At 30.3% G+C, this 2,089-nt stretch carries 2 protein-coding genes and 1 pseudogene; all 3 read right to left on the bottom strand.

The window, feature by feature from the left end; all coding sequences use genetic code 11:
• Positions 1 to 409: class I SAM-dependent methyltransferase (locus ACI3VO_RS16685; RefSeq protein WP_439758991.1), on the bottom strand; the 409-nt coding region annotated here is incomplete at its 3' end.
• 87 nt (positions 410 to 496) lie between these two features.
• The gene (rpoD, locus tag ACI3VO_RS16680; RefSeq protein ID WP_439758990.1) at positions 497 to 1,654 is read right to left on the bottom strand and encodes an RNA polymerase sigma factor RpoD; all 1,158 of its coding nucleotides are present in this window, start codon (positions 1,652 to 1,654) and stop codon (positions 497 to 499) included.
• 17 nt (positions 1,655 to 1,671) lie between these two features.
• A pseudogene (locus ACI3VO_RS16675) lies at positions 1,672 to 2,089 on the bottom strand (DNA primase); the annotation flags it as partial.

Here is a 2,089-nt window from a genome sequence, read left to right as displayed (position 1 = left end):
TTTCGTATCCATTTTTGTATAAAAATTTTCTCAATTCCTCTGGACTCTGCATAGGTTGAAGTATTAATTTTTCTGCGCTATGGGCTACAGGTTCATTTGCCTTTAATATATCGTTAATTAGAACGCCTCCCATACCAGCTATTATAATTTGGTCTACTTCATTTGGTTTTAGCACCTCTATTCCTGATCCTAGTCTCAAATCCACCTTATCAGATAAATTATTTCTAACTACTTCCTTTTTGGCATTTTCTAGAGGTCCTTTATTTATATCACCTAAAATAGCGTAATTTATTATATTTTTATTTAAAAGATATACAGGTATGTAACCGTGATCAGTTCCTATATCTGCTATTTTTTTATTCTTATCTACTAACGATGCAATTTTTAACAGTCTATCTGTAAGCTTCAAATATTTCATCCTTTCTCTTATAAATGTGTAGTTTTTATTTTTATTCATTTAAAAATTCGCCTTTTGGGGCGAATTTTTTTATTTTAACTAATCTAAATAATCTCTTAATTTTTTAGAACGACTTGGATGTCTAAGCTTTCTCAATGCCTTTGCTTCTATTTGTCTTATTCTTTCTCTAGTTACATCGAATTCCTTCCCTACTTCTTCTAGAGTTCTAGCTCTACCATCTTCTAATCCAAATCTTAATTTTAATACCTTTTGTTCTCTTTCATTTAAAGAACCTAATACCTCTTCTATTTGATCCTTAAGTAGAGAATAAGCTGCTGCTTCTGCTGGAGCTAAAGCATCTTCATCTGGTATAAAATCTCCTAAGTGACTGTCTTCTTCTTCACCGATTGGAGTTTCTAGAGAAACTGGATCTTGTGCTATTTTCATTATTTCTCTTACTTTTTCTTCAGACATATCCATTTCCTTAGCAATTTCTTCTGGCTTTGGATCACGTCCTAGCTCTTGAAGCAATTGTCTAGATACTCTTATTAATTTATTTATAGTCTCAACCATATGAACAGGTATTCTGATAGTTCTAGCTTGATCTGCTATAGCACGAGTTATGGCCTGTCTTATCCACCAAGTAGCGTAAGTACTGAATTTAAATCCTCTTTCGTAGTCGAATTTTTCAACTGCCTTTATAAGACCAAGATTACCCTCTTGAATTAAATCCAAAAATAGCATTCCTCTACCTACGTATCTTTTCGCTATACTTACAACTAATCTTAAATTGGCTTCTACTAATCTTTGTTTAGCTATTTCGTCTCCCTCTAACATTCTCTTAGCGTATTCTATTTCTTCATGTGGTTTAAGTAGAGGTATCTTACCTATTTCTTTAAGATACATTCTAACAGGGTCATCTATACTTATTCCTTTAGGAAGAGATAAGTCTATTTTTTCCATATCTACGCTGTCTTCTTTTTTAAGGTCATCATCAGACACTCCATCAAAATTATCATCTGCCATTAAATCTGTATCATCATCAGAAAAATCAACATCAGCCTTTTGTGATTTATCTTCAATTATTTCAATTCCTAGATTTCCAAGTGTTTCGTAAAGATTTTCGACTTGATCCTTATCTAACTCAGTTTCTGAAAAAGCTTCCATTATCTCTGATAATGTTAAAGAACCTTGCTTTTTACCTTTATCTATAAGTGCCTTTGCCGTTAATTTTTTGTTTTCCTTTTTACCCGCCATATTCTATCTCCTCCTTTCTATAAATCTTTTTTTATCTTTTCTCTTTTTAAAATTTCTAAACTTAAATTCATAATTTTATCATCTACCTCTTTCGTATTGTCGTTGTTCTTTTTCAATAACTCAAGCTTATTTGACAATTGTTTTATTTCATCAGACATCGATTTGATCTCGTCATCTATTATATTTTTTCTAATTTGATCTATTATTTTTTTTGTACCTTCTAAAGTATAAGTATTAATTTCTTCTATTGGAATACTTTGGATCGTTTTAACATATTCTTCAGATATGCTTAAACTTTTAATTTTGTCAATAGTTATTTTGTCCAATTCTTTATTTTTAATTATGTAATCAAAAATTTCCTTTGTATCTCCAAATAAAAAATCTTCTATTTCATAATCCATTAATACACTATTTCTCAAGTTTTTGTTTTCCATC

Source organism: Intestinibacter sp., from assembly GCF_051866655.1.
Taxonomy (GTDB): domain Bacteria; phylum Bacillota; class Clostridia; order Peptostreptococcales; family Peptostreptococcaceae; genus Intestinibacter.
This window is presented reverse-complemented; position numbering and strand designations above follow the sequence as displayed.